At 63.4% G+C, this 24,036-nt stretch carries 24 protein-coding genes; 4 read left to right on the forward strand and 20 right to left on the reverse strand.

What is annotated here, in order from left to right; all coding sequences use genetic code 11:
* Positions 1 to 44: 44 nt before the first annotated feature.
* From lpqB to ACFQ6Y_RS19665, 15 genes are all read right to left on the reverse strand, one after another.
* A complete protein-coding gene (lpqB, locus tag ACFQ6Y_RS19595; protein WP_378534061.1) occupies positions 45 to 1,823 on the reverse strand; it encodes an MtrAB system accessory lipoprotein LpqB in 1,779 nt (592 codons plus the stop codon).
* The gene (gene mtrB, locus ACFQ6Y_RS19600; RefSeq protein ID WP_269590691.1) at positions 1,820 to 3,559 is read right to left on the reverse strand and encodes an MtrAB system histidine kinase MtrB; all 1,740 of its coding nucleotides are present in this window, start codon (positions 3,557 to 3,559) and stop codon (positions 1,820 to 1,822) included. Before mtrB ends, lpqB begins: the two co-directional genes overlap by 4 nt.
* Positions 3,556 to 4,233 carry an MtrAB system response regulator MtrA gene (mtrA, locus tag ACFQ6Y_RS19605; RefSeq protein WP_003941013.1) on the reverse strand — a complete coding sequence of 226 codons (678 nt, stop codon included), beginning with the start codon at positions 4,231 to 4,233 and terminating at the stop codon, positions 3,556 to 3,558. Before mtrA ends, mtrB begins: the two co-directional genes overlap by 4 nt.
* A 116-nt stretch (positions 4,234 to 4,349) precedes the next feature.
* Complete coding sequence (locus ACFQ6Y_RS19610) at positions 4,350 to 4,991, reverse strand: dTMP kinase (protein WP_378534063.1); 642 nt, start codon at positions 4,989 to 4,991, stop codon at positions 4,350 to 4,352.
* Between the two features lie 80 nt (positions 4,992 to 5,071).
* Positions 5,072 to 6,550, reverse strand: coding sequence for an adenosylhomocysteinase (ahcY, locus tag ACFQ6Y_RS19615; RefSeq protein WP_003940766.1), 1,479 nt, complete (start codon positions 6,548 to 6,550; stop codon positions 5,072 to 5,074).
* Positions 6,551 to 6,610: 60 nt separating this feature from the next.
* Positions 6,611 to 7,282 (reverse strand): TetR family transcriptional regulator, encoded by a 672-nt coding sequence (locus tag ACFQ6Y_RS19620; RefSeq protein ID WP_378636092.1) that lies wholly within the window; start codon positions 7,280 to 7,282, stop codon positions 6,611 to 6,613.
* A gap of 48 nt (positions 7,283 to 7,330) precedes the next feature.
* Positions 7,331 to 7,513, reverse strand: coding sequence for a rubredoxin (locus tag ACFQ6Y_RS19625; RefSeq protein WP_317825444.1), 183 nt, complete (start codon positions 7,511 to 7,513; stop codon positions 7,331 to 7,333).
* Positions 7,510 to 7,695, reverse strand: a complete 186-nt coding sequence (locus ACFQ6Y_RS19630; protein WP_003940827.1) for a rubredoxin — start codon at positions 7,693 to 7,695, stop codon at positions 7,510 to 7,512. Before ACFQ6Y_RS19630 ends, ACFQ6Y_RS19625 begins: the two co-directional genes overlap by 4 nt.
* Positions 7,695 to 8,921, reverse strand: a complete 1,227-nt coding sequence (locus ACFQ6Y_RS19635; RefSeq protein WP_378636096.1) for an alkane 1-monooxygenase — start codon at positions 8,919 to 8,921, stop codon at positions 7,695 to 7,697. The genes ACFQ6Y_RS19630 and ACFQ6Y_RS19635 overlap by 1 nt, the downstream gene beginning before the upstream one ends.
* Before the next feature lie 111 nt (positions 8,922 to 9,032).
* Positions 9,033 to 10,529: an amino acid permease gene (locus tag ACFQ6Y_RS19640; protein WP_378636100.1), complete on the reverse strand. Its 1,497-nt coding sequence runs from the start codon at positions 10,527 to 10,529 to the stop codon at positions 9,033 to 9,035.
* 86 nt (positions 10,530 to 10,615) lie between these two features.
* Positions 10,616 to 11,572, reverse strand: a complete 957-nt coding sequence (locus tag ACFQ6Y_RS19645; RefSeq protein WP_378447621.1) for a cation diffusion facilitator family transporter — start codon at positions 11,570 to 11,572, stop codon at positions 10,616 to 10,618.
* An 8-nt stretch (positions 11,573 to 11,580) separates the two neighbouring features.
* Entirely contained in the window at positions 11,581 to 12,798 is a 1,218-nt protein-coding gene (gene manA, locus ACFQ6Y_RS19650) for a mannose-6-phosphate isomerase, class I (RefSeq protein ID WP_378636107.1), read from the reverse strand.
* On the reverse strand, positions 12,799 to 13,893 hold the full coding sequence (locus tag ACFQ6Y_RS19655; protein ID WP_378447623.1) for a tobH protein: 1,095 nt from the start codon (positions 13,891 to 13,893) through the stop codon (positions 12,799 to 12,801).
* 163 nt (positions 13,894 to 14,056) lie between these two features.
* Positions 14,057 to 15,430 carry a phosphomannomutase/phosphoglucomutase gene (locus tag ACFQ6Y_RS19660; protein WP_378534073.1) on the reverse strand — a complete coding sequence of 458 codons (1,374 nt, stop codon included), beginning with the start codon at positions 15,428 to 15,430 and terminating at the stop codon, positions 14,057 to 14,059.
* A gap of 126 nt (positions 15,431 to 15,556) precedes the next feature.
* Positions 15,557 to 15,943, reverse strand: a complete 387-nt coding sequence (locus tag ACFQ6Y_RS19665) for a DUF3499 domain-containing protein (protein ID WP_007731177.1) — start codon at positions 15,941 to 15,943, stop codon at positions 15,557 to 15,559.
* An 80-nt stretch (positions 15,944 to 16,023) separates the two neighbouring features.
* Between ACFQ6Y_RS19665 and ACFQ6Y_RS19670 the strand changes: the two genes are divergently transcribed.
* Positions 16,024 to 16,512, forward strand: coding sequence for a metallopeptidase family protein (locus ACFQ6Y_RS19670; protein WP_003940797.1), 489 nt, complete (start codon positions 16,024 to 16,026; stop codon positions 16,510 to 16,512).
* A 195-nt stretch (positions 16,513 to 16,707) separates the two neighbouring features.
* Here the strand turns inward: ACFQ6Y_RS19670 and ACFQ6Y_RS19675 are convergent, their stop codons facing one another.
* Complete coding sequence (locus ACFQ6Y_RS19675) at positions 16,708 to 16,986, reverse strand: WhiB family transcriptional regulator (protein WP_020907098.1); 279 nt, start codon at positions 16,984 to 16,986, stop codon at positions 16,708 to 16,710.
* 380 nt (positions 16,987 to 17,366) lie between these two features.
* Between ACFQ6Y_RS19675 and cofD the strand changes: the two genes are divergently transcribed.
* From cofD to ACFQ6Y_RS19690, 3 genes are read left to right on the forward strand one after another with little or no spacing between them, the layout of a single operon-like run.
* Positions 17,367 to 18,359, forward strand: a complete 993-nt coding sequence (cofD, locus tag ACFQ6Y_RS19680; RefSeq protein ID WP_378447627.1) for a 2-phospho-L-lactate transferase — start codon at positions 17,367 to 17,369, stop codon at positions 18,357 to 18,359.
* Entirely contained in the window at positions 18,356 to 19,726 is a 1,371-nt protein-coding gene (locus ACFQ6Y_RS19685) for a coenzyme F420-0:L-glutamate ligase (protein ID WP_378636111.1), read from the forward strand. The genes cofD and ACFQ6Y_RS19685 overlap by 4 nt, the downstream gene beginning before the upstream one ends.
* 3 nt (positions 19,727 to 19,729) lie before the next feature.
* Complete coding sequence (locus ACFQ6Y_RS19690; RefSeq protein ID WP_317553315.1) at positions 19,730 to 20,290, forward strand: NUDIX domain-containing protein; 561 nt, start codon at positions 19,730 to 19,732, stop codon at positions 20,288 to 20,290.
* On the opposite strand, the gene ACFQ6Y_RS19695 is transcribed toward ACFQ6Y_RS19690, so the two are convergent.
* From ACFQ6Y_RS19695 to rfbD, 4 genes are read right to left on the reverse strand one after another with little or no spacing between them, the layout of a single operon-like run.
* Entirely contained in the window at positions 20,281 to 21,051 is a 771-nt protein-coding gene (locus tag ACFQ6Y_RS19695) for an SGNH/GDSL hydrolase family protein (protein ID WP_378534078.1), read from the reverse strand. The two genes, ACFQ6Y_RS19690 and ACFQ6Y_RS19695, sit on opposite strands and share 10 nt — an antisense overlap.
* 32 nt (positions 21,052 to 21,083) lie before the next feature.
* The gene (locus tag ACFQ6Y_RS19700) at positions 21,084 to 22,166 is read right to left on the reverse strand and encodes a sugar phosphate nucleotidyltransferase (RefSeq protein WP_378374021.1); all 1,083 of its coding nucleotides are present in this window, start codon (positions 22,164 to 22,166) and stop codon (positions 21,084 to 21,086) included.
* Complete coding sequence (locus tag ACFQ6Y_RS19705; protein ID WP_378534079.1) at positions 22,163 to 23,077, reverse strand: glycosyltransferase family 2 protein; 915 nt, start codon at positions 23,075 to 23,077, stop codon at positions 22,163 to 22,165. The genes ACFQ6Y_RS19700 and ACFQ6Y_RS19705 overlap by 4 nt, the downstream gene beginning before the upstream one ends.
* 43 nt (positions 23,078 to 23,120) lie before the next feature.
* Positions 23,121 to 23,960 (reverse strand): dTDP-4-dehydrorhamnose reductase, encoded by an 840-nt coding sequence (gene rfbD, locus ACFQ6Y_RS19710; RefSeq protein WP_378636130.1) that lies wholly within the window; start codon positions 23,958 to 23,960, stop codon positions 23,121 to 23,123.
* Positions 23,961 to 24,036 lie beyond the last annotated feature (76 nt).

Below are 24,036 nucleotides of genomic sequence, written 5' to 3' on the forward strand. Positions count from 1 at the left end.
GAATCATGAATGAGAGCACCGACATGAACAAGAACACCGACAAGTCAGCCAGGTAGAACCGGAATCGCTTTCTGTCCGGTCAGCACAGTCACTTCACGCCAACGACGATCGCCTGCAGGGTCGTTGTTGTTCAGTTGGAACACCGCACGCGCGTCGGCGACGTACTCGGTGGTCGGCGACGCATCCACGGAGGTGACGGGAGCGGTCAGGTTTCCACTGGGCAGCGCGTCCATTCGGGAACCGTCGATCGCAACCTGGACGACCGGTATGTCAGCGCCACTGCGTGCGATGACGATGGTGTCGCTGTTGCTCCAGTCGAGTGAGAGCGCGGTGCTTCCCAAGCCAGAGGCCACCGCGCGTGGACTCGTCAGGGCATAGACCCCGCTGGCGGTGCGCACGACCACAGCCAGGTAAACCTTGCCGTCGATGATCATCGCGGCTCGCACGCCGTCGCGCGAGAGACGCAGTTCGGAGATCGTGGAACCGACCGACGAGAGGGCCCCGACGTCGACATTGGTGACCGACACTCGACCTGTCCCGGGTTCGCGGACGACCCGAACGACGGTATTGCCGTTCACCGCCGCCCAGACCGCGTTGTTGTCCAGCTCCCACGAAGGTCGGGTAATGGCGCTGCCTTCGAGTACCGGAACGGAACCATCGCCGTATGTCCCGAGTGACAAGTCGAACCTGGTGCCTGGATCCGGCCGAGCGGTGTCCGCAACGGCTGCCACCAACTTGCCGTCCCGTGAGAGAGCAGCCGCCGTGAGGTTGCCCGCGTTGCCTGCGAAACCGGGCACCGGAGTCGCCTCCTGCTCGGTGACGCTCACCAGTGAACCGTTGCGCAAGGCATGCAGTCCGACGGTCGCACTGGTGGTGGCCAGCGGGTTGGTGGATGCGACGTCGGCAGTGGTCCAGCCGTCCGCATGAGCGGCGTCGAGTGGTTCGCCGTCGATCTCCAGAACGTACGGCCCCGCGACATCGGCATTGGCGAGCGTCCAAATGACCTGCGCTGCAAACAATCCGCGAGTCGCAGCATCCATCGGGTTGTCCAGGCGGAAGTTGATGCGCACGCCACCGAGACCGACTCCGACCTGCCCAGGCTTGCCGTCGGCCTTGGTGATCGGACCTATCACCGACACACCGTTGCCGAGCTCGTTTCGTACGGCCGGTGCCAGCGCCGCCTTCGGTCCGTCGATCATCAGACCGATCAACTGAGCCGCTACCTGGTCCTGACCGCCGGAGATCCAGCGAAGGTCGGGGACGACTGTCTGACTCGTCGGGTCGAGGAAGAACAACGACTTCCGCTGATAGGCGCCGAGGAACTGTGGGCGTTCCATGATCACACCGGGAGGCAGATCACTGATCCGCCATTCGCCGTCGGTCAACGTCAGCGTCATCCTCGCTTCGAAGCTGCCCTCTTCGGGAACATACAGCCCGCCCGGGTCGAGGCGACCGACCTTGTTCACACGAATCGTGTAGACGGCTTCGGTGCTGGTTCGAGAAACCGAGAGCACGTCGACCTTGTCGACGATGACAGCGCTGGACGCGTCGTCCCAGCGCGCCGACGCGTCTTTGGTGAGGTACTGACGTGCTGCGGCATGCCGGTTCGACGGGTCGGTACTCGCCTTGACGAAGTCGCGTACCAGTAGGTCCGGCTCTCGCCCCGATGCCGGTGATTCGACGGACGTCCCGGGCACGGCAGTTGCCAGAGTTCCGATTGCCTGCGGCGACGAGGACTCCGGCAAACTGGCGCACGCACCGGTCAGCAACAGCACGCTGAGCGTGGTTGCAAGAAGTCCCAGACGACGGCGGGCTGCGATCATGATCGATCACCACCGTTGGACTCGTTCCGTGAGTCCGGTTCGCGCGGAGTCGGCAGTGACGACGTGACCTCGCCGACGGTATCGGCGACGATGTCGGCTTCGCTCGGCGTGCGCACGAATTTGGTGGTCGTCGGCTTGAGCGGCAGCGGACTCGACACGACTTTCTTGCCGCGGGTACGCGAGAGCGTCAGCCGGAAGCAGGCGCCAACTCCCGGTTCGCCCCAGGCCTCGAGCTTGCCGTCGTGCAGATTCGCGTCTTCGACGCTGATCGCGAGGCCGAGTCCCGTGCCACCACTGCGGCGTACGCGGGACGGGTCCGAGCGCCAGAACCGGTTGAAGACCAATTTCTCCTCGCCCGGCCGCAACCCCACGCCGCTGTCGCGGACGATGAAGGCGAGGGCATTCTCGTCGGCGCGAAGGCGAAGCAGAATCGGCTTCCCCTCACCGTGGTCGATGGCGTTGGCCAGGAGATTTCGCAGGATGCGTTCGACGCGGCGCGGATCCACATCTGCCATGACCGGCTCGTCGGGCATGTCCACGATCAGCTCGGTGCCGGATTCGCGGGCGAGATGGCGAACGGTGGAGACCGCCGCTCGCGCACACATCCGCACGTCGAGTTGTTCGGACGCCAGCTCCGCGACACCGGCATCGTGGCGGGAGATCTCGAGGAGATCCGCCAGGAGCCCTTCGAACCTGTCCAGTTCGGCGACAAGCAGTTCCGACGACCGGCGCAGCATCGGGTCGAGGTTCTCGCTGCCGTCGTAAATCAAGTCAGCAGCCATTCGGACCGTGGTCAGCGGTGTGCGGAGTTCATGGCTGACATCGGATGTGAAGCGTTTCTGGAGACTGCCGAACTCCTCGAGTTGGGTGATCTGTTTGGACAGACTCTCGGCCATCTCGTTGAAGGACATGGCCAGGCGCGCCATGTCGTCCTCGCCGCGGACCGGCATGCGTTCCTTGAGTCGGCCGTCTGCGAAGCGCACCGCGATTCGTGAGGCCGAGCGGATGGGAAGCACGACCTGCCTGGCAACCAACAGCGAAATCGCTGCGAGGAGCACCAGCAACACGGCTCCACCGATCAGCAGGGTGCTTCGAACAAGTGACAGGCTTCGGTCTTCACTGGCGAGCGGGAAGATCAGGTACAGCTCGAGTCCCGAGATCGACGACGCGGTGGGGCTGCCGATGATCAGCGCGGGACCGGAGTAACCGTTCGGGTTGGACACCGTCGCGAATTGGTAGCTGATCTGGCCTCGCTTGACGAACTCGCGGAGGTTGTCCGGGATCTGCTCCACCGGTCCCGAACTGGTGGGCTGGCGCGGCCCGTCCCCTGGGACGATCAGTACCGGGTCGAAGGTGCCGGCAGACCCGGAGGCTTGGCCCGAGGTCTGGTTTCGACGACTCGTCAGTCCGGACGCAGCGCTTTCCAATTGGACGTTGAGCGCCGTCGAATCGTCGACGCCCGCGAGTTGGTCTTCGACGATGCCGCGGGCACGGTCCATTTCCTCGGTCGCTGCGGTGATCTTCGTTTCCAACAGCCGATCGGTGATCTGGCTGGTGAGCACGACACCGAGAATGACGATGACGATCAGAGACAACGTCAAAGTCGAGACGACCACTCGCAACTGGAGCGAGCGTCGCCACGTGTGCGCGAGGGTGTTGCTCATCGAGTGACACCACCGCAGAAATGGCGTCAGCCGTCGGTTGAGACGACGACGCCACCTGGAAACTCCGCTCACGGCGGTCCGGCCTTGTAGCCGACCCCCCTGACCGTCAGAACCACTTCGGGATTCTCGGGATCAGTTTCGACCTTGGCGCGCAAACGCTGAACGTGCACGTTCACCAGACGGGTGTCGGCGGCGTGGCGGTATCCCCACACCTGCTCGAGAAGGACTTCACGGGTGAACACCTGGCGCGGCTTGCGCGCCAATGCGACCAGCAGGTCGAATTCGAGTGGTGTGAGCGAGATCTGCTCGCTGCCGCGGCTGACCTTGTGAGCCGGAACGTCGATCACGATGTCGGCGATGCTCAGCAGCTCCGCCGGCTCCTCTTCGGTGCGGCGCAGACGAGCGCGCACCCGCGCCACCAATTCCTTCGGCTTGAACGGCTTCATGATGTAGTCGTCCGCGCCGGATTCGAGGCCGAGCACGACGTCGACAGTGTCGGTCTTGGCCGTCAACATCACGATGGGCACACCGGAATCTGCACGCAGAACCCGGCATACGTCGATCCCGTTCATTCCGGGAAGCATGAGATCGAGCAGGACGAGATCGGGGCGAGTCTCACGCACTGCCGCGAGCGCCAGGGTTCCGTCGCCTACCACGTAGGGATCGAAACCCTCACCACGCAGCACGATCGTGAGCATCTCGGCGAGTGCCGTGTCGTCGTCGACAACCAGAATCCTTGGTTTCATATCCCTATCGTTGCATCTCGGAGCGATGAATCAGACCGTTACGAGGCCGTGCGGCGTGCCGCGTCTTTCCCTCTACTGTGCCGGAAAGTTCGAATCCCGGCTGCAAGGGTGACCGATCACGCGAAATCCGCGAGCCTGCGCGCCAGGTCGGCCGGGTCCGTCTCCGGCCCCACGATCCACCAGGGTGAGACCCAGTCCGTCGCTGCCAACTGGGTGTACAGCTCACCGGTTCGGGCCTGCAGGCCGCCGTCACGCTCGTACGCGTCGAGCTGACGCGACGCGTCCTCGGCCTCGCGGGAGCGGGCGCGCTGCTCGGCGAGCGCTACCGGTACGTCGAGGTACAACTGCAGATCAGGAGAAGGGAGAGCGAGTCGGCCCAGCTCCAATTCACGGACCCAGGCGACCATCTCGCCGTCCACACCCTGATGCACCCGCGCCGCGTTGTAGGCAGCGTTGGACGCCACGTAGCGATCGAGGAGAACAATGTCGTTGGTGGACAACAGTTCCGATATCTGACCTGCAGCACCGGCGCGGTCCAAGGCGAACAGTACTGCCATCGCGTTCACGGACTCGGCCAGGTCTCCGTGTGAACCTTTGAGCGCCTCAGCAGCAAGATCCGCGTGGATCGACTTTCCGTACCGCGGAAAATCCAGAGTCGCGATCGACGTGCCGCCGCGGCGGAGTTCGCCCTCCACTTTGCCGATCAACGTCCGCTTTCCAGCTCCGTCGAGACCTTCCAATGCCACCAGTGTTCCCACGGCGGACAAGCCTATCCCCCGGCCTGCTTGCGCAGACCGGGGGACGGCGGGCACTACATCCTCAGCGATGAATCACCGGGTCAGTAGCGGTAGTGCTCCGGCTTGTACGGGCCTTCGACGTCGACGCCGATGTACTCTGCCTGATCCTTGGTGAGCTTGGTCAGCGTGCCACCGAGTGCCTCGACGTGGATCTTGGCGACCTTCTCGTCGAGGTGCTTGGGGAGGCGGTAGACCTCGTTGTCGTACTCGTCCGGCTTCGTCCACAGTTCGATCTGCGCGATGACCTGGTTGGAGAAGCTGTTGCTCATCACGAACGACGGGTGGCCCGTCGCGTTGCCGAGGTTGAGCAGGCGGCCTTCGGACAGCACGATGATCGAGTGTCCGTCGGCGAACGTGAACTCGTCGACCTGCGGCTTGATGTTGATCCGCGTGACGTCGCCGGACTTCTCGAGGCCGGCCATGTCGATCTCGTTGTCGAAGTGTCCGATGTTGCCCAGGATGGCCTGGTGCTTCATGGCCTTCATGTGCTCGAACGTGATGATGTCCTTGTTACCGGTGGACGTGATCACGATGTCGGCCCAGCCGATGGCCTGCTCGACCGTCTTGACCTCGAAGCCGTCCATGAGCGCCTGAAGGGCGTTGATGGGGTCGACCTCGGTGACCGCGACGCGAGCGCCCTGGCCACGAAGTGCCTCGGCACAACCCTTGCCGACGTCTCCGTAACCGCAGACCAGCGCAGCCTTGCCACCGATCAGAACGTCGGTGCCGCGGTTGATGCCGTCGAGCAGCGAGTGGCGCGTGCCGTACTTGTTGTCGAACTTGCTCTTGGTGACCGAGTCGTTGACGTTGATCGCGGGGAACGTGAGTTCACCGGCAGCGGCAACCTGATACAGACGCAGAACGCCCGTGGTGGTCTCCTCGGTGACGCCCTGGACGGACTCGGCGATCGCGGTCCACTTGCCCTTGTCGGACTCGAGGGACTGACGCAGAAGTGCAAGGAAGACCTTGTACTCGTCGGAATCCTGGTCGTCGTCCGTCGGCGGCACGACGCCGGCCTTCTCGAACTGTGCGCCCTTGAGCACCAGCATGGTGGCGTCGCCACCGTCGTCGAGAATCATGTTGGCAGGCTCACCCGGCCAGGTCAGCATCTGCTCCGCCGCCCACCAGTACTCCTCGAGGGTTTCACCCTTCCAGGCGAAAACCGGAACGCCCTTGGGCTCTTCCGGGGTGCCGTGCGGACCGACGACGATCGCGGCGGCAGCGTGGTCCTGTGTGGAGAAGATGTTGCACGAAGCCCAGCGCACCTCGGCACCGAGCGCGGTCAGCGTCTCGATCAGAACTGCGGTCTGAATGGTCATGTGCAGCGAGCCGGAAACGCGAGCGCCCTTGAGCGGCAACACCTCTGCGTATTCGCGACGAAGCGCCATGAGGCCGGGCATCTCGTGCTCTGCCAGACGGATTTCCTTGCGACCGAACTCCGCGAGCGAAAGATCTGCAACTTTGAAGTCGATGCCGTTACGGCTCTCGGCCACGGGCGTTGTTGAAACTGAGGTCGTCATCTGCCTCTCCTGGTTGACGTGCATACTCTGCACAAGCCTATCGGTGCACAAGGCTATCGGTTAGACGCCCTCTCCCGCCCGCCCCTCTACTGCGCGGCCCTCTACTGCGCGGCCCTCTCCTGCCCGGCCCGCGCGCGCCACGTCGATGAACGGTCCGAGCAAAGTACCCAGATCCTCCGCGACCGAAGCTCCGGACTCGGGCGGCATCGAAATGTAGCTCAGCCCGAGGCGCGCAATCGCCCTCGCCAGAATCCCGGCATCAGCAGGTGACGCTTGAATCCACCCTCGCTGGAAACTCTCCGCAAGCCGCGACGACGCCCGCTCGATGATGACCGCACTGTCGGTGGTGATCAGGCGAAGCAGGTCCGGCTTGGCCTCACCGGTGAGCAACGAGATCACCAGCGGGTCGGTGGCACTGGAGGCGAAAAACGACCCGAAGCCTGCCATCAGTGCTTCGACTGCACGCCCCTCGTGCGCCACCATGGCCTCGTCCACCGCGTCGACGAAGCCGTCGGCGAGCCTGAGCGCGTACGCCTCGGCGAGCCCTTGCCTCGAACCGAACTCGTTGTAGAGCGTCTGACGGCTCACACCTGCGTGCTTGGCCAGAACCGTCAGGGTCACCTCGGACCAGTCGCGTTCGGTCAACAATTCACGCATCGAATCGAGCACCGAGGTACGCAGCAGCAGGCGCGACGCTTCTTTCTGCGGCAGGCGGGTGGGCGTCGAAGTCATGGTGACGACATTACCGCCGCACCTAGGTCCGTTCGACGCCGACGCATCTCACTGCCGCTCGACCTCCACCATGAAGAAGTCGCTCTTCGCCGCCCCGCAGTCGGGGCAACTCCAGTCTTCGGGAATGTCGTCCCAGCGAGTCCCCGGTTCGATACCGTCCTCCGGCCAGCCGACCGCCTCGTCGTACTCGAATCCGCACTGCGCGCACTGATACAGCTTGTAGTCGTTCATGATTCACTCCCCGCCGTTGCCGGCATCGGCTCGAAGTCCAGCTTTTCCCTCACGCCGCAGTCCGGACAGCACCAGTCGTCCGGAACGGCATCCCACGGCGTTCCCGCCGGAAACCCTTCTCGTGGTGCACCCTTGGACTCGTCGTAGACGTATTCGCACACCGGGCATCGGTAGCTGCTCATCACGCTGCCCCGTATCGGGCAAGGATGCGATCGCGCTTGGACGGCTGAACGTTGACTCGGGTGATGTCACCGTCGTAATGGGCAAGCACTTTGGGGTCCATGACTTTTCGCCACAACGGCGGAACGTAGGCGAGCATGATCATGCTCGCGTACCCACTGGGCAGGTTCGGCGCACCGTCCATGCTTCGTAGCGTCTGATATCGACGCGTCGGGTTCGCGTGATGGTCACTGTGTCGTTGGAGGTGATACAGGAAAATGTTGGTGCAGATGTGATCGCTGTTCCAACTGTGCTCCGGTGCAGCGCGCTCGTACCGCCCACTGTCCAAGCGACGACGCTTCAGTCCGTAGTGCTCGAGGTAGTTGACCGTTTCGAGCAAGCAGAACCCGAACACGGCCTGCAGCACCAGGAACGGCAGCACCGAGAGCCCGAAAACGGCGACGAGGACACCGAAGAGCACAACGGACATCAACCACGAATGCAGGACGTCGTTGCGAATTGTCCACGGCTTCTTACCCAGTCGATCCAGTCTGGCTTTTTCCAGTGACCACGACGAGCGCAGGGATCCCCACACGCTGCGTGGGAGGAAGGTCCAGAAGCTCTCACCGAAGCGAGACGACGCCGGATCCTCGGGTGTGGCGACACGTACATGGTGTCCGCGATTGTGCTCGATGTGGAAGTGGCCGTAAAACGACTGCGCCAGAGTGATCTTCGACAACCAGCGCTCGAGATCGTCCTTCTTGTGACCGAGCTCGTGTGCGGTGTTGATCCCGATTCCCGCGACACAACCGATACTGATCGCCAGACCGATCTTGGAGATCAGCCCCAGCCCCCCGTCGATTCCGAGCCAGGACAGGTCCGCCGCCGACCAGAGATAACAGGCCAGGACCAGGCTGGCCAACTGGAACGGTATGTAGATGTACGTGCAGTACCGGTAGTACCTGTCGTTCTCGAGACGCTCCATCACCTCGTCCGGCGGATTCTCGCCGTCGGGGCCGAAGAAGATGTCGAGGATCGGGAGCAGGATGTAGACGAGCAGTGGCCCGATCCACCACCACACCGGCGAGACAGCATTCCAGCCGAGGCTGTTGAACAACGCGACCAATCCGACGGCGATGAAAACCGCCGTCGGCGGCACCAGGCCGAGCAGCCAGAGATACCTCTTCTTGTCCCGCCACTGCTCCGGCGGGAGCGTCTGCCCGGAGTGCGAGTTCACGTGCGTCGACACGGTCTACCTCCTCGATTCGGACCGACTCGACAACTGTGAGTCAGTTCACTATGAGGTAGACAGTACTACTTGATTTGTACAAGTGATAGACAAATAGCAAACTTTGTACAATTACTCGATTTCGCCGCGTTCACGCTTTCCGATCAACGAATGCTGTCTGCTGTAGGCGAAGTAGATGACCACACCGAGGGCCATCCAGACCACGAACCTCATCCAGGTCTCCACCGACAGGTTGAACATCAACCAAAGACACGCGAGTACGGCCAGGATCGGGATCAGCGGGACCAGCGGCACCCTGAAACCGCGGGGTAGGTCCGGCCGCGTCCGACGAAGCACGAGAACCCCCAACGACACGAGAACAAACGCGAACAGCGTGCCGATGTTGACCATTTCCTCGAGGGTTCCGATCGGAAACACTCCGGCGAGCACCGCGACCACAACGCCGACCAACACGGTGATCCGCACCGGCGTTCCGTGCTTGCCGGTCGGCGCCAGGCGTCGCGGCATCAGACCGTCGCGTGCCATCGCGAAGAGCACCCTGGTCTGACCGAGCATCAGCACCATCACCACTGTCGTCAGGCCGGCCAACGCACCGAACGAGATGACATTTTTCGCCCACGTGATGTCGTGGAAGGCGAATGCCGTTGCCAGGTTGGAGGTATCGCCCTCGAGTTCGGTGTATTTCACCATCCCCGTCAGCACGAGTGTCACCGCCACGTACAGAACCGTGACGATCAGGAGAGAGCCGAGGATGCCGCGTGGCAACGCCTTCTGCGGTTCCTTCGCCTCCTCCGCCGTCGTGGCGACGACGTCGAAGCCGATGAACGCGAAGAACACCAGACTGGCCGCCGCGAGCAATCCGTACCACCCGAACGTGCTGCCACCGGCCCCCGTCACGTACGAGAACAAGGACTGGTGGATGCCCTCCCCCGTCGATCCCGGCTGAGACGGCGGAATGTACGGCGAGTAGTTGTCGGTGTCGATGTAGAAGAGACCGACGATGATCACCAGCAACACCACCGCGACCTTGATCGCCGTGATCACCAGCGAAACCCTCGACGAGAGTTTGGTTCCGGTCGCGAGCAGCACCGTGATGACCACGATCACCAGGACCGCTCCCCAGTCGAAGGAGATCGGCCCCAACTCGACGATCGGACTCCGCGAGCCCATCACTTCGCCGAGGTACAGCGACCAGCCTTTTGCGACCACCGAAGACGCCAAGGCGAATTCTAGGATGAGATCCCAGCCGATGATCCAGGCGACGAATTCGCCGAACGTCGCGTACGAGAAGGTGTAGGCACTCCCGGCGACCGGCACCGTCGATGCGAACTCGGCATAACACAGCGCTGCCAGTCCGCAGGCGATGGCGGCAATGACAAACGCCAGGGACACCGACGGCCCGGCGACATTTCCCGCCGTCCGAGCCGTGAGTGTGAAGATGCCCGCGCCGATGACCACCGCGACACCGAACACGGTGAGATCCCACGAGTTCAGTTCTTTCCGGAGTTTGGTTTCCGGTTCATCCGTGTCCTTGATGGACTGCTCGATCGATTTCGTTCGAAACAGCTTCGACCGTCCAGATCCGGCCTGCTCGTCCTTGACAGCCATTGCCGCCTCCTTGCTGGGGACCAGCAGGTCCCACTATGGGCAAGTAGAGAGATGGCATCAGCCTAAGCCCGCAGGCGCGGCTTTGTTCAGGGTTTGTCGGGAGCCTGTAGATCTGTCCCAGGTCGATCTGTCCTGAGACGATCCAGGTCCGGCTCGAGGTAGATCACCCGCGCCGCAGGTACGGCAGCGCGCACGCGGGACTCGGCCTCGTCGATCGCCGTCGCCACATCCGAGATCGTCGATCCGATCGGCACCGCAACCTTGGCAGCAACAAGAATCTCCTCGGGACCGAGGTACTGCGTCTTGCAATGAATGACGCGTTCGATACGAGTTCCGTCGACCAGGGCGTTCAGGATCAGTTCGGTCTCCACCGCCGTTGCGCCCTCACCGATCAGCAGCGACTGCATTTCGATGATCAGAATGATCGCGATGATTCCGAGCAGGACACCGATGCACAGAGTTCCGATACCGTCGAAGACCGGATTTCCGGTCACCATCGTGAGGCCGACGCCGCCGAGTGCAAGGACCAGACCGATCAATGCGCCGGTGTCCTCGAGCAGCACAACCGGAAGTTCCGGGCTACGAGAGGTTCGGATGAAGTTCCACCACGACGCGTTTCCCTTGAGCGGTCGTGATTCCTTCGCTGCGGTCCGGAAGCTGTAGCCCTCCAGACAAATCGCGATGACAAGAATCGCAATTGCCACGAAGGCCGAATTGAGTTCTTCCGGATGCTGAATCTTGTGAATACCTTCGTAGATCGCGAACAGCGAGCCGAGGGTGAAGAGCACCAGTGCCACGACAAACGAATAGAAGTATCGGTTACGCCCGTAGCCGAACGGGTGCAGTTGATCTGCCTCACGTTCTGCCTTCTTCTGTCCCAGGAGCAGCAAACCTTGATTGGACGTGTCGGCCACCGAGTGCACCGATTCGGCGAGCATCGACGACGATCCGGTGATCAAGAATCCGGCGAACTTCGCTACGGCAATTCCGGCGTTGGCTGCGAGAGCCGCCAGAATTGCCTTCTTGCCACCATGAGCCGACACACGCTCTCCTAGTTCCCGACTACTGCACTGAAAACCTGCGCAGTCGGAGTCCGTGCGCTCAGGTGTATCGCGGGCTCGTCGGCCGCGATCCACGCCGCTCGGCCCCGATCGAGGTCGAGAGTGTCGGCGCCGCACGTCGCAGTGACCGCGCCGTCGGTGCAGATCAGAATCCGCGGGCCGGAAGAATCGACCACGAGGTCGGTGGAATTCGAGTCGAACTCCAGACGCGTCAGACGAAATTCGGGCGCCGGCGTGACGTACTCGTATCTACCCGAACCTGGGGCCGGAGCCGGATCGAGCACTTCGATGTCCGCCCCGACGAAGTCCAGAACCCTCAGCAGTTCGGGCACGTCGACGTGTTTGGGCGTCAGTCCCCCGCGTAGCACGTTGTCGGAGTTGGCCATGATCTCCACCGCGAGTCCATGGAGATACGCATGGAGATTGCCGGCAGCGAGGAACAGTCCCTGTCCGGGCTCGAGTGTGACGCGGTTGAGCAGCAGGGCCGCCAGTACGCCGGCGTCGCCGGGGTATGCCTCGCTCAATTCCAACGCGGTGCGGATCTCGGTCACGAATTCGGCGTCGTGATGCGCGACATAGGCGATGCACCCGGCAAGTACGGCAGGGAGCAACGTCCCGAGCACCGTGGACGGCAGCGTGATCCATGTGGTGAACAACGCCCGGAGCCCGTCGGAATCGGGTTGGCCTTCGAGCAGACCGATGTACGGCTCCAACTCGTCGACGGCCAGAGCGCGCAGCAATTTGACAGTGCGCGTCGGCTCACGGAATCCGGCAAGAGCTTCGAATCTGCTTAGCGCGACAACGAGTTCGGGCTTGTGACTGCCGTCCTTGTAGTTGCGAATCGGCGATTCCATGGGAACGCCGAGAGCGTTCTCACGACGAAAGCCCTCGTCGGCTTGAACCGCACTGGGATGAGCCTGAAGCGACAGTGGTTCTTCCGCCGCAAGCAACTTGAGCAGGAACGGGAGTCGCTCACCGAAAGCCTCGAGGTTCTCACGCCCGAGTTCACGCTCGGGTTCGCGGTGCAGGACCTCGAGCAACGACTCGCTTCCGGATTCGCTGATCACGCGCGCCGGGTCACCCGGATGCGCGCCCAACCACAACTCCGCTTCGGGATGATTCGACGGGGTCGCGAGGCCGCGCAGTTCGGCGATTGCCGTTCGCGAACCCCACGCGTAAGAACGAAGTGCACCTTCGAGTTCACGCACTTACTTCGCACCACCCGTCAACTGCACGTACGCCGCAGCCATGTCTACTCGAGACGCCAACACGAACACCTGCTCCATCTCCGATATCACCACGTTGGTCTGGTCTTCGTCTGCCGCCACCACCAGATCCGCGTCGGCCAGTGCGTCCATCCGCCGTTTCGCCTCCCCGCGCGTGGATTCGGTCGCGAAAACGAACGCCCGCGCCGGCGCGGTCGGCAGTGCGCCGTCCAGTTGCGGATCGTGAAAGAACGGGTCGTGGAAAACCGAATCACGCGAAGCTGCGTCGGGCGCGAACAACGCTCGTGCCGAACGGATCACCTCCGACATCTCGGCGGCAGCGGCGTTCAGGCCCGAGCTCATCAGCGAAACACTCGAGAACTCTGCGAGTGCTGTTGTCACGGAACCACTTCCGCACAGAACGACGCGTCGACCGCTCATTCTGGTGGCCAACGACTTGGCCGGGTTGTGGAATACCTCGTTGGCCGGCCCGTCCCGCAACGCTTCCGTGTCAACCGCGTCGGCGATTCGACCGAGCACCGCCGAACGGTCCTCGATCGATCCCTTGCCCTCGATTTCGGCGGCAACCGCGAGGAAAACGGCGAGGAACCGTGTCATCGTGTGCCTCGGCGAGGCGTAGAGCCGCGGCGGCAACGGCATGGTGCGCCCGGCCGCCACAGCTCGCATGGGCCCCTCGTCCGGAACGGCGACAACAACTTCGGCGCCACGGCGAACGGCACTGTCGACCGATTCGACAAGGCGTGGATCACCGGCATCGTCACCGGCGACGACGATCACGTCCAACGGTCCGGCCCACGACGGCGTCCGGTCGAGCACGATGAGCGGACACCCGATCGAATCTCCGACGAGGGCGAGCGCGATCCTGGCTCCGTGTCGAGCGCCACCGGCGCCGGCGATCAGCACGACGCTGCGCGGACGCAGACCGGCCAGCCGAGAGATCACACCCTCGCCGACGGCCGACGCGGTGGCTCGAATCTGTGCGCCCCCCATGGCCACAGACCGCAGTAGCCCCTCCGAATCGGCAGCCGACAAACCCTCGCTGTCGTCGAGGTCGAGAAGCGGCATCGGCGCTGTCATCTCACCGCACCCCCTTCTCCGTTAGCAGTTCCCGCACCATCCAGCATTCCAGCTCTACGCGGTTCGTGGTGGCAAAGCCTTCGTTCCCGACGCCGTCGTTCCCGAAACAGTCCCTCAACTATCCCAGGGCTTCGGCTCACCGACAAACCGATCAGACTCGGATTCAAGCCCGGACGATCGCCAGAATTTCGTTCACCAATGCGTCGACATCGGCGGACGTGGGTGCTTCGACGTTGAGTCGCAGCAAGGGTTCGGTGTTGGACGCGCGCAGGTTGAACCAGGCATTTCCCTCGAGGCTGACCGTGACTCCGTCGAGGCGATCCACCGACTCGGTGCGGTCCGCGAATGCTGCCAGGACGGCGGCCGTGCGATCGGCTGCGTCCGCCACCGTGGAGTTGATCTCGCCCGAGGCCGCGTAGCGCGTGTACTCCGCCATCAACTCCGACAGCGGGCGGTCCTGCTCGCCCAGTGCAGCGAGTACGTGCAACGCCGCGAGCATGCCGGAGTCGGCGCCCCAGAAGTCGCGGAAGTAGTAGTGAGCGGAGTGCTCGCCGCCGAAGACGGCACCGGTCTCGGCCATCTCCTGCTTGATGAACGAGTGGCCGACCCGGGTGCGAATCGCGACGCCGCCGAGTTCTTCGACCAGTTCGGGCACTGCCCGTGACGTGATCAGGTTGTGGATGATCGACGCGCCCGGTTCCTTCGCAAGTTCACGCTTGGCGACAAGAGCCGTCACCGCGGACGGCGAGACTGGGTCACCCTTCTCGTCGACGACGAAGCAACGGTCGGCGTCACCGTCGAACGCCAAGCCGATGTCTGCTCCGGTTTCACGCACGTAGGCCTGCAGGTCGACAAGGTTGGCCGGATCGAGCGGATTGGCTTCGTGGTTGGGGAACGTGCCGTCGAGCTCGAAGTACAGCGGGAGAACCTCGAGAGGCATCGGCCCGAATACGGCCGGAGAGGTGTGTCCACCCATGCCGTTGCCTGCGTCGACTGCGACCTTCAGCGGACGCAACGCAGCCAGGTCGACCAATCCGCGTAGGTAGCTCGCGTATTCCTCGAGGACGTCCTTGGTGGTGGCGGTGCCTGCCGGCCCGTCGTACGCGGGCACACCCGAGACGACCTCGGCGGAGATGGTCGCGAGACCGGTGTCCTGACCGACCGGCTTGGCGCCCGCCCGGCACATCTTGATGCCGTTGTACTTGGCCGGATTGTGACTCGCTGTGAACATCGCGCCAGGGCAGTTCAGCAAACCGGATGCAAAGTAGAGCTCGTCCGTCGACGCCAATCCGATGTAGACGACGTCGAGCCCTTGAGCGAGCACGCCGTCACCGAAAGCCGAAGACAGTGTGGGCGACGATGCACGCATGTCGTAGCCGATCACAACCGTCGTGGCGGCGCCGGCCTCGTCGCGGACCAGACGGGCGAACGATGCACCGACGTCGCGGACAAAATCTTCGTCGATCTGCTCACCGACCACGCCGCGCACGTCGTACGCCTTGATGATTGCAGCAACCGACTCGGCTGTTCGCCCCACTGAAAATCTCCTTGTGCATGCACCCTCACAGACGGGAACGGCCGGGCGCGTAGCGTCCGGAGATTCGCAGTACTCGGGTGTGGAAGTACTCGGTCGAGCCTAGCGTCTGCGGCGACGAATCTCGCGTCAGTTGGACGGGTCGGGCAGAACGCGGAGGTGTCCACGACGCCCTGTACGGGCAGTACTCGGAGCTGCGGGACGTATGTCCTCATCTGCGTCGACGTTGGACTTGCTGCGATCTCCGAGACCGGCTTCACGTACAGCTTCGGCCAAAGCGGTCAGATCGTCTTCGTCGGGAGTGCTCGACGCGAATCCGCCTTCGTGGCGGACGAGTTCCCAGCCCTTCGGGGCAGTGATTCGCGAACCGTGCGTGTCACACAAATCCCACGAATGAGGCTCGGCGACGGTTGCCAGCGGCCCGACAACCGCAGTGGAGTCCGAGTAGACATACGTAAGCGTCGCGACGGCGGGGTTCTTGCACCCGGGGCGGCAGCAGCGACGCAGAGATCTCACAGGTACGGAGCCTAGCCCTCCCCACGTCCGGAACCTACTCGGACACACCGAGCAGTTTCTTCTGTCGTAATCTGGGCGCCATGCCACAAGCCCGCCGCCGACGCTCGGTCACCACTCGTTCCATCGAGCGACACGGCCGTGGCCTGCGCGGACCGCTACTTCCCCCGGAGGTGCCCGCACGGCGTACCCGGGCCGAGAAGTTCGATCTCCTGGTGCTCGACGCCTTCTCGCCAGTCGACCTCGCGTGGCACGACCGGTTGACGAAACTCGACATCGCAGTCGACGAAGTCCCGAAGATTCACGCGCACGATCCGGAGTCCGTGACGTGGCCACCGGAGGTCATCGCAGACGGCCCGGTTCCACTGTCACGACTGATTCCGGCCGGAATCGACCGTCACGGAAATACCACTCGCGCAAGAATTGTGCTGTTTCGCCGCCCGCTGGAGCAGCGTGCGAAGGATCCGGAAGAACTCACGGATCTGGTGCACGACGTGTTGGTCCATCAAGTCGGCACATATCTGGGCGTCGACCCACAGGTCATCGACCCCACACTGCCCGACGAGGACTGAAACTTCCTGAACAGGACGGATACTGCCCGACGAGGACTGACGCACTGTCAGACGAAAAAACTGATGTCACACGAAGATGTAAATCCACACGAAGAACAAAACAGTCGTTGCTTGACCTGCAATTCCCCGTTGCAGGTCAGACTTTCGAAGACCGCCCGTCAGCCCCGACGCTGACAGAACCGATTCAGCAGCAGATCAGATGATCCCCCGCTTGAGTCGCCGACGCTCGCGCTCGGACAACCCTCCCCAGATTCCGAACCGTTCGTCGTTCGCGAGCGCGTACTCGAGGCACTCGTCACGAACTTCACAACCGAGGCAGATCCGTTTTGCTTCCCTCGTCGATCCGCCCTTTTCAGGAAAGAACGCTTCGGGATCGGTCTGCGCGCAGAGAGCACGCTCCTGCCACTGATCCTCGATGGTGTCGAACAATTCTTCGAAGCCGGTGACGAGACTCAGCACTGGCCGAGTACTCATACCGTCGAACTCACTGCTGCAGGCACCTTCTGCTGCGCCTGCTCGGGAATCGGTCTGCGGTTCGTCGCTTACTGTCATTGCGAGAGAACTGATCTCGACATTTTCATTGGGCATCGTTCCGCCTCCTCACCTGTAATAGCGCAGAATTTTCACTCCATCTTCAACCCCACCCCGTCGACCGTTCGAAACTGTGTTCGAAACCGGCCCCGCTGCAAGTGAACTCACAAGTAGCGGTTGGAATGACACATTTGAGATTACACACGTCCAGCGTGTCGCGGTCAAGCTAAACGAGATGAATCCATTAGTATTCCGGCCCCCAATTGACGGGACCTTCTGCCCGCCAGACACGACGACGCGCCGACCGCCTAGGCTCTGTTGTCGTGAACGTGACTGTATTGGTTGGCGGCGTCGGCGGGGCCCGTTTCCTTCAAGGTGTGCAAAATGCGCTCGGAATCGTCGGTGGTGAATCCCTCGAGAAATACGAAGGCCCACATCGCATCACGGCCGTCGTCAACGTCGGGGACGACGTCTGGATGCACGGTCTGCGTATCTGCCCCGATCTGGACACTTGTATGTACACACTCGGCGGCGGTATCGACACCGAACGCGGGTGGGGGCACGCCGGCGAAACCTGGAATGCGAAAGAAGAACTCGCGGCATACGGAGCGAAGCCGGACTGGTTCGGTCTCGGAGATCGCGATATCGCAACACATTTGATTCGCAGCCAGATGCTCCGAACGGGATATCCGTTGTCCGCGATCACCGAAGCGTTGTGCAATCGCTGGAATCCAGGTGTCGCACTGCTTCCCGTGAGCGACGACCGCAGCGAAACACACGTCGTGATCACCGATCCGGAAGACGGTGAGCAGAAGGCGATTCATTTCCAGGAGTGGTGGGTACGCCATCGAGCACAGGTGGAAACCCACAGCTTCGCTCACGTCGGCGCCGAGCAGGCCAAGCCCGCGCCAGGGGTGGTCGAGGCGATCGACGGTGCCGACATCGTGCTGATCGCACCGTCCAATCCCGTCGTGAGCGTCGGCGCGATCCTCGCGGTGCCCGGAATTCGCGGAGCCCTGCGAACCACTGCAGCGAAGGTTGTCGGGCTCTCCCCCGTCATCGGCGGAAAACCGTTGCGCGGCATGGCTGACGAGTGCCTCGACGTAATCGGGGTCGACACGACTTCCGAGGCGATCGGCCGCCACTACGGAGCCCGTTCGATCAACGGCATTCTCGACGGCTGGCTCGTCGACGAAGGTGACACGGCCGACATCGACGGGGTGGACGTGCGAAGCATCCCACTTTTGATGACGTCCCCCGAAGAGACCGCAAAAATGGTTCGAACTGCTTTCGAGATCGCCGGAGTCGAACTGTGACCGAACCCGGAGCTCGAGCAAACCAGGACAGAGATCACTCCCCCGGCGCCGCAATCGAAATCATTCCCGTGCTCGGCCTTCCCGAGTTCCGGCCCGGAGACGACTTGGCCGCCGCTGTCGTCGACGCGACGCCGTGGATCGAGAACGGCGACGTCGTTGTCGTCACGAGCAAGGTGTTCTCCAAAGTCGAGGGTCGCATCGTTTCCTCGCCGACCGATCCGGAAGAGCGCGACGCAGCACGGCGCCTCCTGGTGGATCAGGAAGCCGTCCGCGTCGTGGCGCGCAAGGGCCGCACTCTGATCACCGAGAACAAACTCGGGATCGTGCAGGCCGCATCGGGCATCGACGGCTCCAACGTCGACGGTGCCGAGTTGGCTCTGCTCCCCGTGGATCCCGATGCAAGCGCTGCGGGTCTGCGCGCCCGGATCCTCGAGAGCACGGGCAAGTCCGTCGCCGTCGTCGTCACCGACACGATGGGTCGTGCGTGGCGCAACGGGCAGACCGACGCCGCAATCGGTTCGTCCGGCATTGCGGTCTTGCACGGCTATCTCGGAGCACAGGACAGCCAGGGCAATGACCTGATCGTCACCGAGATCGCGATCGCGGACGAGATCGCCGCTGCCGGCGATCTGGTCAAGGGCAAGCTGGGCGGCGTTCCCGTCGCCGTTGTTCGCGGGCTTCGGTTCGAGGACGACGGTTCCAGCGGCCAGGATCTGATCCGCCGCGGCCCGGACGATCTGTTCTGGCTGGGCACCGAGGAGGCCACGGTGATGGGCCGCGGCCAGGCACTGCTGCTGCGTCGGTCGGTTCGGCAGTTCGCAGCTGACCCCGTCGACGCGGAGATCATTCGCAGCTCGATCGCCGAGGCACTGACCGCTCCCGCACCACACCACACGAGACCGGTTCGATTCGTGTGGCTGCGTAACGAGTCCGTCCGCACGGCTCTCCTCGCGAAGATGCGTGAGCAGTGGGCCGCCGATCTTCGCGCCGACGGTCGCAGTGACGAATCCGTCGACGCCAGGGTTGCACGCGGAAACATCCTGTTCGACGCCCCCGAGGTCGTCATTCCCTTCTGCGTGCCCGACGGCGCACACAGTTATCCGGATGCCCGACGTACCGCCTCGGAGTCCACGATGTTCACGGTTGCCGCCGGCGCGGCAGTACAGGGCCTGCTGGTCTCGCTGGCCACACGCGGCGTGGGAAGCTGCTGGATCGGCTCGACCATCTTCGCCGCCGACCTCGTACGTGACCAGCTCGATCTCCCGGCGGACTGGCAGCCACTCGGCGCGGTCGCAATCGGGCACCCACTCGAGCCCCTGACTCCGCGCACCGTCTCCGCCCCCGGGGACGCGTTGGTGGAGCTGTAAGTCATGTCAGCCGAATCGCTGCACGCCTCGGCCAAGGGCGTTCTGGAGGACTGGGCGACATCCTCCGAAGCGGACGAGTCACTGCGGCACACGATGCTCGCGTTCCTCGATTCGGCTCCGGACGGATGCCTTCGTCGCCATGCACCGGGACACATCACCGCATCGTCTCTGGTTCTCGACGAGAGTGGCTGCCACGTCCTGTTGACCCTGCATCCCAAGGTGGGCAGGTGGATTCAGCTCGGCGGTCATTGTGAGCCCGACGACGAGACGGTGGTCGATGCGGCCTTGCGTGAAGCTCGCGAAGAGTCAGGTATCCACGACGTTCGGATAGACGCGGACCTACTCTCCGCCCACACACATCCGATCACGTGCTCGCTCGGGGTTCCGACTCGCCATCTCGATCTACGGTTTCTTGTTGTGGCACCGGACAATTCGCATATCGTCCGGAGCGCGGAGTCCACCGACCTCCGATGGTGGCCGGTGGACGCGCTGCCGCCGACTGCCGAACGCGAGACCATCGACCACCTGGTCGCGCTCGCACATCAGCGCAAGAATCAGGACTGAAACGGAGACAGTTCGGGTTGCTTGGCACTCACGCCGTCGCCCGAAGACGTTCCCTTCACTCGCCGAGCTACCCACGGCACCAAGAACTCTCGCGCCCATTGACGATCCTCGCGGCGAGTTTCGGCTTTGGTGAGAACCGGCGCCGGCCCCAGATCTGGTGGGATCAAACCGTGTTCGACGCCCAGGACGTCGAGCACCCGCATCGCCATGTTCTCGTGCCCGGCGGGCGACATGTGCAGTCGGTCCCAGTCCCACATCCGCAGGTCCTGATACTCGGAGAATCGCCAGAAGTCGACGAGGGTCGCGCCGTGACGGTCCGCGACCTCGCGAACAAGCTCGTTGTAGATCGCCAAGCGTCCGCGGAGCTTGCCGAAGAAGGCGGACCATCCGGTGTCGTACGCGGTGAACATGAGAACCCGCGCGCCGGAAGCCGTGAGCTGGCCGATTGCCGAATCGTAGCGGGCGACGACCGCGTCGATGTCGAGCTTGGGACGCATCATGTCGTTTCCGCCGGCGTAGATGGTCACCAGATCGGGCTTCAACGCCAGAGCCGGTTCCACCTGCTCGTCGATGATCGGTCCGAGCAGGCGACCACGAATCGCCAGGTTGGCGTAGCGGAACTCGGGGTTGTTCACCGCCAACTGCTCGGCCACTCGGTCTGCCCACCCGCGCAGACCGTTGGGGAATCGTTCGTCGGCGTCGCCGACGCCCTCGGTGAACGAGTCACCGAGGGCAACGTAACGGCTCGGAAGAGAAGTCATACCCGCCAGTATTCCAGTAGGTCAGCTAACGATCACACATCTGTGCTGAAGCGCACGCCACCGTCCGGCAGCGTCACCCCCGGCCACACGCGTGCGCCGCGCAACAATTCGCACCGCGCACCGATGTCCGCGCCGTCACCGATGACGGCGTCGCGGACCAGCGCTCGGGGTCCGATACGGACGCCGAATCCGAGGATCGATCGCTCGACCACCGCACCGGCTTCCACTACGGCGCCGTCGAAGAGAATCGCACCGTCGAGACGCGCACCTGCGCCGACTTCTGCGCCTCGACCGACAACCGTGCCGCCGATCAGGACGGCCCCGGGTGCGATTCCGGCTCCGGGGTGCACCAACGACTCGCCGCGCGGACCCTCGAGAGCGGGTGAGGGCGCGATACCTCGCACCAGGTCGGCGGAACCGCGGACGAAGTCCTCGGGGGTTCCCATGTCACGCCAGTACGACGAGTCGACGTGGCCGAACACCCGCTTGCCCTCGGCGAGGAGATTCGGGAACACCTCGCGCTCGACCGACACCGGTCGTCCCTCGGGGATCTGCTCGATGATCTCGCGCTTGAAGACGTAGCAGCCGGCGTTGATCTGATCCGTCGGCGGATCCTGGGTCTTCTCCAGGAATGCCGAGACTCGTCCGTCCTCGTCGGTCGGAACACAACCGAATGCACGCGGGTCTCCCACGCGAACCAGATGCAGGGTCACGTCGGCGTCCGTCTTCTCGTGGGTCTCGAGAATGCCGTTCAGGTCTGTGCCACCGAGCACGTCACCGTTGAACACCATGACGTTGTCGCCGCGCAACTTCGGGAGCACGTTGCGAATTCCGCCGCCGGTGCCCAGCGGTTCGGTCTCGAAAACGTAGTCGATCTCGAGGCCCATCTTGGAGCCGTCGCCGAAGTAATCCTCGAATACCTCTGCCTTGAAGGACGTTCCGAGCACCACGTGCTTGATACCGGCCGCCTCGATCCGGGCGAGCAGGTGTGTCAAGAACGGCAAGCCGGCGGTCGGAAGCATCGGCTTGGGCGCAGACAACGTCAGCGGACGCAGCCGAGTGCCCTTGCCGCCTACCAGGATTACGGCGTCGGTCGGATTCTGATCGGACATCATTTTCCCCCGTGGTTCGAAACTGATGGGTTGTCGGTGGAGTTGTCGGTGCGAGCGCGCTCGCGAACAGCAGAAGCTACGGCGATCTTGGACCGCACGGCCAGGCCACCGCGCAACGCGAGTCGCAGCGGAGCCTGCCACCAGTGCGGATGGCGATCGGCCTGGAACTGATAGGCGCTGCGATGATGAGCGGGCAACATCAGTTCCGGATGACGTCCTGCCGCATGGCCTTTGGCATGCGTGACGACGGCCGAGGGGACGAAGACGTTCAGCCAGCCGGCTTTTCCGAGGCGGTCACCGAAATCGACGTCCTCCATGTACATGAAGTATCGCGAGTCGAACCCGGAGATGGAGTCGAAGGCGTCGCGTCGTACCAGCAGGCACGAGCCGGAAAGCCAGCCCACTGCGCGCTCGGTGACGGCCTCGTTCTCCTGACGGTACCGAGCAGTCCACGGGTTTTTCGGCCACACGGTGCCGAGCAATGCGTGCCCGACGCCCGAGGTGATGTCGGGCACGGTTCGCGCCGACGGATAGACGCTGCCGTCCGGTTCGAGGACCTTCGGCCCGAGTGCACCGGCCCTTGGCCACCGATTTGCCGCGGCGACCAATTCGTCGAGTGAACCGGGTGCCCATTGGACGTCTGGATTGGAAATCACGACAAATTCGATAGACGAATCGATCTCCGCAACTGCCCGATTTATCGCTCCGCCGTAGCCGATGTTTCCACCGGTTCGAAGCAGACGGACATGCTCGTACTTGGCATCAGCGGCCTCGGGGGCGCCATCGGTCGACCCGTTGTCGGCCATGATGACCTGGGGTTTTTCTGTCGTCGCCACGGCGAGCGTGCTCAAGAAATTCTCGAGATGCTCGCCTGGCGAGTAGGTCACCGTTACCACGGCCAGCTTGGGACTCACGCCGGTCAGCCTAGCCGTCCGCGGGCACTGCCCCGAACAAAGCTCACGCCAGAGCGGCGTGCAGAGCCTCTCGCCACGGACGCAGCGGCGTCATTCCCGCGGTAACCCACGCGCGCTCGGACAAGACCGAATACGCCGGGCGGGGAGCGGGGCGCACGAAGTCCGCGCTGCTGCACGGCCGCACCCGCGTCGGGTCTGCGCCGATCTCCTCGAACACAGCGCGTGCCAACTCGTACCAACTTGCCTGCCCACCGTTGGTCACGTGGAATGTCGACGAACCCGTGAAGTCCCGCAGCGCGAGTTCGACGATCCCGCCCGCCAGGTCGAGGCTGTAAGTAGGTGACCCGACCTGATCGTCCACGACGTTCACGAATTCACGTTCGGCTTCGAGCCTTCGCATCGTGGCGACGAAATCCGAGCCGACACCGGAATACACCCACGCGGTACGGACAACCGCCACGTCTGCCCCGGACTCCCGGACAGCTACCTCGCCGGCCAGTTTCGTTCGTCCGTATACCGTCGCCGGACCGGTCGCTGCGTCGACGTCGTACGGTGTGCTCGCGTCGCCGGGAAACACGTAGTCGGTCGAGACGTGGATCAATCGCGAACCCACCCGCGCACAGGCTTGCGCGAGATTCCCCGGTCCGATCTCGTTGACGGCCTTCGCTGCCTCCTGGTCGGTCTCGGCGGCGTCGACGGCCGTGTACGCGGCGCAGTTGATCAGCACCGAACCGGGCGAGACGAATTCGTCGACGGCGTGGCTGTCGGTGATGTCCAGCTCGTCGGATCCGACGGCCGTGACGGGAAGACCCGCCGAGGTAGCGAGGGCTTCGACACGGGTCCCGAGCTGCCCTCGGGCGCCGGTGAGCAGGATATTCGTCACACGGTTCAGTCTGGCACGCCGCGTCGAGGTACCCGCGGCCGAGCATCGGACCAGTAACCTGAAGGGGTGTCCCACC

The sequence above is a fragment of the Rhodococcus sp. NPDC056516 genome, from assembly GCF_042794655.1.
Classification (GTDB): Bacteria; Actinomycetota; Actinomycetes; order Mycobacteriales; family Mycobacteriaceae; genus Rhodococcus_F.

What these genes read in the sequence shown, in the direction of transcription:
- ACFQ6Y_RS19675 (WP_020907098.1), bottom strand. Translation starts at nt 16,986, where the DNA reads ATGAGTACTCGGCCAGTGCTGAGTCTCGTCACCGGCTTCGAAGAATTG.
- ACFQ6Y_RS19655 (WP_378447623.1), bottom strand. Translation starts at nt 13,893, where the DNA reads ATGACAGCGCCGATGCCGCTTCTCGACCTCGACGACAGCGAGGGTTTG.
- ACFQ6Y_RS19690 (WP_317553315.1), top strand. Translation starts at nt 19,730, where the DNA reads ATGTCAGCCGAATCGCTGCACGCCTCGGCCAAGGGCGTTCTGGAGGAC.
- ACFQ6Y_RS19630 (WP_003940827.1), bottom strand. Translation starts at nt 7,695, where the DNA reads ATGAGCAGCTACCGATGCCCGGTGTGCGAATACGTCTACGACGAGTCC.
- ACFQ6Y_RS19625 (WP_317825444.1), bottom strand. Translation starts at nt 7,513, where the DNA reads ATGAACGACTACAAGCTGTATCAGTGCGCGCAGTGCGGATTCGAGTAC.
- ACFQ6Y_RS19700 (WP_378374021.1), bottom strand. Translation starts at nt 22,166, where the DNA reads ATGATGTCCGATCAGAATCCGACCGACGCCGTAATCCTGGTAGGCGGC.
- ACFQ6Y_RS19695 (WP_378534078.1), bottom strand. Translation starts at nt 21,051, where the DNA reads ATGACTTCTCTTCCGAGCCGTTACGTTGCCCTCGGTGACTCGTTCACC.
- mtrA (WP_003941013.1), bottom strand. Translation starts at nt 4,233, where the DNA reads ATGAAACCAAGGATTCTGGTTGTCGACGACGACACGGCACTCGCCGAG.
- ahcY (WP_003940766.1), bottom strand. Translation starts at nt 6,550, where the DNA reads ATGACGACCTCAGTTTCAACAACGCCCGTGGCCGAGAGCCGTAACGGC.
- ACFQ6Y_RS19640 (WP_378636100.1), bottom strand. Translation starts at nt 10,529, where the DNA reads ATGGCTGTCAAGGACGAGCAGGCCGGATCTGGACGGTCGAAGCTGTTT.
- lpqB (WP_378534061.1), bottom strand. Translation starts at nt 1,823, where the DNA reads ATGATCGCAGCCCGCCGTCGTCTGGGACTTCTTGCAACCACGCTCAGC.
- ACFQ6Y_RS19620 (WP_378636092.1), bottom strand. Translation starts at nt 7,282, where the DNA reads ATGACTTCGACGCCCACCCGCCTGCCGCAGAAAGAAGCGTCGCGCCTG.
- ACFQ6Y_RS19670 (WP_003940797.1), top strand. Translation starts at nt 16,024, where the DNA reads ATGCCACAAGCCCGCCGCCGACGCTCGGTCACCACTCGTTCCATCGAG.